The sequence below is a fragment of the Streptomyces sp. PA03-6a genome (genome assembly GCF_033792765.1).
Lineage (GTDB): Bacteria > Actinomycetota > Actinomycetes > Streptomycetales > Streptomycetaceae > Actinacidiphila.
Genome location: NZ_JARAVK010000408.1, coordinates 1 through 5,282 on the forward strand (window position 1 = coordinate 1; position 5,282 = coordinate 5,282).

The window sequence follows — 5,282 nt, forward strand, 5'->3', positions numbered from 1 at the left end:
CCGGCGTGGGGCCCGCCGGACCCGGTCCGGGCATCGGGCCCCACGACGGGGGCGGTCCCGTGCCGGACCGCTTCGGGGACCTGCGGCGGCGTGCCGCGGGCATCGCTTCCGGGCCGCTGCCGGAGTACGGCGCGGCGGCAGGCCCGGGCACGGGGGCGGTACCGGCCCCGGACCGGTGGGAGACCGCACAGGGGACGGCCTCGCACCGGTTCGGGCTGGTACTGGCGGGAGGCGCCGCCAAGGGCGCCTACCAGGTGGGCGCGGTCGAGTGCCTGGCCCACCACGGCGCGCGGATCACCGCCATCGCCGGGACCAGCATCGGGGCCCTCAACGGGGTCGCGCTGGCAGGCGCGCCGAACCTGCGGGAGGGGGCGGCGCGCCTGGCGGAGCTGTGGCGCGACTTCACCTCCCGCATGGGCGACGCCCCGTTCGGCACCCGGGCCGTCGCGGACGGGGCCGTCTCCGAGTCCCTGCTGCAGAGGTTCGGCAACCTCGCGCCCCGGGTCGTCCGCCTCCTCGGCGCGCACGGCGACCTGGAGCGGCTCGCCGACCGCGCCGTCGACGCGGCCGCGCTGCGGCGCCCCGCGGCCGTCACCATGCGGGTCGCGGCGTACCCCGTCCTGGCCCCGCACCCGCTGCCGCACCTGCGGGCCGGCCAGATGGCCGCCGAATGGCTGGCCGGACTCCTCGGCAGCCGCTCCCGGATCCTCCACCTCAACGGCCTGGAGCACGCGGAGATCAAGGAGGCGGTGCTGGGCAGCGCCGCGCTGCCGTTCCTGTTCGCCCCGCGCCAGGTCGCGGGGGAGTACTACCGCGACGGCATGCTCGGCCGGGACAACACGCCCATCCGCGCCCTGGCCGACCTCGACCACTGCGACATCGTCATCGTCGTCCAGCTCGCCCCGGGCGAGACCGTGCGGCAGATCGAGCACACCGGGCTGACCCTGCTGCGCGTCCGCCCGTCCCGCCCGCTCACCCCCGAGGGCACCCTGGGCACCCCCAGCGGACTGCTGGACTTCTCGCCCGCCGCCTTCGAGCGGCTGCGCTCCCGCGGCTACGAGGACACCGAGCGAATGCTCGCCAGGACCGCCGGCCTGCTCGGCGCGGCGCACGAGGTGCGCGCGGCCGAGGAGTTCATGGCCGACGCGGTCCAGCGCGTCATCGACAAGGGCCGCCGGCTCCGCGGCGGTCCGTGAGGCGGCGCGGCAGTGGCGTGGCAGGGGGAGCCCACCTGGCGGGCGGCGGAAGCGGCGGCGCCTTCTTCTCGGCGGTCTGGGGGCTCGGGCGCGACCGGCTTCGGCTGGGTTCTCGTGACGGACCCCCGGGGTGCGGCGCGTCGCTTCCACACGATGCCCTCGCGGTCCGCGCCCTTCGGCGGGGGCCGGCCACCGGCCGTCGGCATCGGGTTCGTCCGCTTCGTGGCCGGAGTGTTCGCCCTGGCCGGGCCGGTGGTCCTGGTGACAGGTCCGCTCGCGCTGGTCCGGGACCCGGCGGCGCCGGAACGGATGCCCCGGCTGCCCTTCCCCTTCGCCGTGTTCGCCGTGTTCGCCGTGTCCGCCGTCCTCGGCGCAGGGGTGGGGCTGCGGGCCTTCTGGCGGCGCTCCGGCGTGCTCCGCCTCGAATGGGCGGAGGGCGGCACCGTCCGTCGGGCGGCGGCCGTCCTCACGGGGGTGCTCGTCGCCTTCCCGGTCCTGTTCGTGCTCGGCCGGACGATGTCGATGCTGCTCGTCCGGCTGCTCGGCGGTACGGCGGGCGGGGTCTGCTGATGGGCCGCCGGGACCGGGCGCCGCGGTGACTCAGCGGGCCTTCGCGGCGCGGCCGCGGGCCCGCCGGCCGCGCTTGCGCCCGCCCGTCGGCCACAGGCGCGGCCGGCGTCGTGAGGCGACGTCCTCGGTCCAGCCGACCAGCAGGACGGCGGCGCCGATGAGCGGCCAGACGACGAGGAACTGGAACCAGGTCGCGTCGAGCGGGAGATGGGCCTCGAAGAAGGGCACGTCCCACATCAGGTCGATCAGCGGGACGCTGGCGAAGAGCGCGACCTCGTGCCACAGGTAGACGGTGACGGCACGGGCGTTGAGCAGTCCGACGGCTCCGTCGGCGACGGGCACGCGGCCCATCCGGCGCGGGCGGAAGCGCAGCAGCAGGAGGACGAAACCGGCCGACCACAGCGCCTGGGCCAGCGGGATCTCACCGAGGTCGATGCCCTCGTCGGTGGGGTGGGTGTACGCGAACCAGCGGCCCGCGGCGAGGCAGAGGGCGGCCGAGGCGACCACCGTGCGGGCCCGCAGGGCGTCCAGCAGGCCGTCGCGGTGCGCGAATCCGAGCAGCCAGCAGGCGGCGAAGGTGACGAGGTCGACCACCGGTGTGAGGGCCGGTTCGGCGAGCGGCAGCCGGTCGTACTGGGCGAGGACGACCAGTGCGCCGCAGGCGGCCAGGCAGGAGCGCGGCGCGGCCCGGAAGGCCTTGAGCAGCCACGGGGAGAGCAGGACGAGCCACAGGTAGGTGCGGATGTACCAGAGCGGGGCGATGATCTGCTCGGCCCAGGCGGTGCCGGGCGGGTCCGCCAGCGGCAGGATCCACAGCAGCATCCGGTGCCAGGAGTGCGGCCGCCACCCGTGGAGCAGCATCAGGACGGTCACGGCGGCGGCGAACAGCCAGAAGGGCACCAGCAGCCGCCGCAGCCGGCCGCGCACCACGGACAGCGCGGGCCGCTGCAGCGAGTGCGCGGCCAGCGACCCGGCCAGGGCGAACATGATGCCGATGGACGGGAGGAGCAGGGTCAGCCAGGCCCAGCCGAAGGTGTGGTAGACGACCACCCGTACCAAGGCGAGGGCGCGCAGCAGGTCGAGGTAGCGGTCCCGGCCGCCGCCCCCGCCCCCGGTGGACGGGGCGGGGGCGGAGCTGCGCGGCCCCGGTATGCGCGTCCCGGCGCCGTCCGCGGGCCGGGGCGGGGCCGCCGGGGCTCCCGCCTCACGTGCTTCGGACATGGGACAACTCCTCGGGAGAGTACGGGTGTTCAGACGCGGCCGGCGGTGCCGCTGCCGACGGTCGGCGCGCCGACCTCGCCGGTGCGCCGCAGTTTGTGCCAGCCCAGCCGGCCGCCGTTGACGGCCGTCACGCAGGACTGCAGCAGCACGAGGTACATCAACTGCCGGTACAGCACCTGCTGGAGGGGCAGCGGCCACAGGTCCCGCAGCGGTTCGCCGTCCAGCCGGAAGGCGTACGCCGCGCACGCGGCCTGCACAGCGAGCACGCCCGCCCACGCGAGCGCGGTGCGAAACGGGTCCATGAAGACCAGCCCGTAGATCGCGAACACGTCGATGAGCGGGGCCAGCAGCGGGGCGAGCACCTGGAAGAGGACGACGAGCGGCAGCCCGACCCGGCCGAAGCGGCCGGAGTGCCCCCGGTCCAGCACGGCGCCGCGGTGCTTCCACATCGCCTGCATGGTGCCGTAGCTCCAGCGGTAGCGCTGCTTCCACAACTGCCGCACCGAGGACGGCGCCTCGGTCCAGGCGCGGGCGCGCTCGGCGTACACCACGTGCCAGCCGGCCCGGTGCAGCGCCATCGTGACGTCCGTGTCCTCGGCGAGGGTCTCGTCGCTCATGCCGCCGACGTCGCGCAGCGCGTCCCGCCGGAAGGCGCCGCACGCGCCGGGGATGGTGGGCATGCAGCGGAGCAGGTCGTACATGCGCCGGTCGAGGTTGAAGCCCATCACGTACTCGATGTGCTGCCAGCGCCCGATCATCCGGGTGCGGTTGCCGACCTTGGCGTTGCCCGCGACCGCGCCGACCCGCGGGTCGCCGAAGGGCTGCACCAGTTCGCGGACGGTGGCCGGCTCGAAGACCGTGTCGCCGTCCATCATCACGATCAGGTCGTGCCGGGCGTGCGCCACACCGTTGTTGAGCGCCGCGGGCTTGCCGCTGTTGGGCTGCCGCACGAGGGTGACGCCCGGCAGGTCCAGGGCCTCGACGATGTCGGCGGTGCCGTCGGTCGAGCCGTCGTCCACGACCACGATCTCCACGGGATGGTCGCTCGTGGCGAGGGAGTTCACCGTGTGGGTGATGCACTCCTTCTCGTTGTACGCGGGGACGATGACGCTCACCGGTTCGGTGACCGCCGGCCCCCAGCGGAAGCCGGGCGCCCGGCGCTGCCGCGCGTGCCGGCGCGCCAGCACCAGCATCGCGGCGAACCGGGCCAGCACCAGCAGGCCCACCCCGGCGAGGAGGACGGCGAGGGCCGGCACCGCGGCCTCGGAGACCTCCACCGCGGCGACGAAGACCCGTCCCTTCCACAGCTCCGAGCCGGTGACCTTGTCGTTGGTGGACGTGGCGCCGACCGCCTCGCCCACCGTGGCGAAGCGGTAGCCGCGCTCCTTGAGCAGCGGGATCAGCCGGTCCAGCGCCGCCACGGTCTGCGAGCGGTCGCCGCCGGCGTCGTGCATGAGCACGATCGCGCCCTCGCCCGGCTTCGCCGGCACGGAGGCGTCGACGATCGCCTGTACGCCGGGCCGTCGCCAGTCCTCGGCGTCGCGGTCGATGAAGGCGGCCACGTAGCCCTGCTTGCCGACCCGCTGGACCACCGGCCAGGACAGGTCGTCCAGCGCGTCGGCGGTCGAGGAGTACGGCGGGCGGAAGAGGGAGGCGTGGATGCCGGCGGCCCCCGCGAGCGCCAGCTGGGTCTGGGACAGCTCCCGGTCGATCCGCCCCGGCGACTGGTACACCAGGTCGGGGTGGGAGAAGGTGTGCACGCCGATCTCGTGGCCCTCGGCGACCATCCGCCGGATCAACGCGGGATGCCGGGCGGCCATGCCGCCGGTGACGAAGAAGGTGGCGCGCACGTGTTGCCGCTCGAGCACGTCCAGCACCTCCGGCGTCCAGACCGGGTCGGGGCCGTCGTCGAAGGTGAGGGCGATGGTGCGGTCCGGGGTGCGGTACGAGCGGGGCCTGTCACCGGTGGTGTCGACGACCGGGCCGCCCTCCAGCACCGCCTCCGGCACCTTGTCCGCCGAGACCGGCGGGTGCACCCGGTGGTCGGCCTCGAAGTCGCCGCGTACGTAGCCGCCGAGCAGCAGGACGCAGACGAGCACCACGAGGGCGAGCAGGGGTATGACGAGGCGGGGGCGCAGGGCGGTCACTGGCCGCCCTGCGGCTGCTGGTCGACGGGGCCGTCGGAGGCGCCCGGGGCGGGGGAGGCGGAACCGCTGGGCTGACCCGACGGGGAGCCGGACGCCGCCGGTTCGGTCGCCGTCGCTCCGGTGGTCGGGGTCGCTCCGGCGGTCGGGC

The 5,282-nt window shown here is 75.3% G+C and carries 4 protein-coding genes; 2 read left to right on the forward strand and 2 right to left on the reverse strand.

All coding sequences use genetic code 11. The features are described 5' to 3' along the window. Together PV350_RS44265 and PV350_RS44270 are read left to right on the forward strand one after the other, a co-directional pair. Nucleotides 1-1,196, forward strand: a 1,196-nt coding sequence (locus PV350_RS44265; RefSeq protein WP_500339026.1) for a patatin-like phospholipase family protein, incomplete at its 5' end; no start/stop codon positions are given. A gap of 153 nt (nt 1,197-1,349) precedes the next feature. Continuing rightward, nucleotides 1,350-1,766 (forward strand): hypothetical protein, encoded by a 417-nt coding sequence (locus PV350_RS44270; RefSeq protein WP_500339027.1) that lies wholly within the window; start codon nt 1,350-1,352, stop codon nt 1,764-1,766. A 30-nt stretch (nt 1,767-1,796) separates the two neighbouring features. Here PV350_RS44270 and PV350_RS44275 read toward each other — a convergent pair whose 3' ends face one another. Beyond that, on the reverse strand, nt 1,797-2,987 hold the full coding sequence (locus PV350_RS44275; protein ID WP_500339028.1) for an acyltransferase family protein: 1,191 nt from the start codon (nt 2,985-2,987) through the stop codon (nt 1,797-1,799). Between the two features lie 29 nt (nt 2,988-3,016). Then, entirely contained in the window at nt 3,017-5,134 is a 2,118-nt protein-coding gene (locus tag PV350_RS44280; RefSeq protein ID WP_500339029.1) for a bifunctional polysaccharide deacetylase/glycosyltransferase family 2 protein, read from the reverse strand. Nucleotides 5,135-5,282 lie beyond the last annotated feature (148 nt).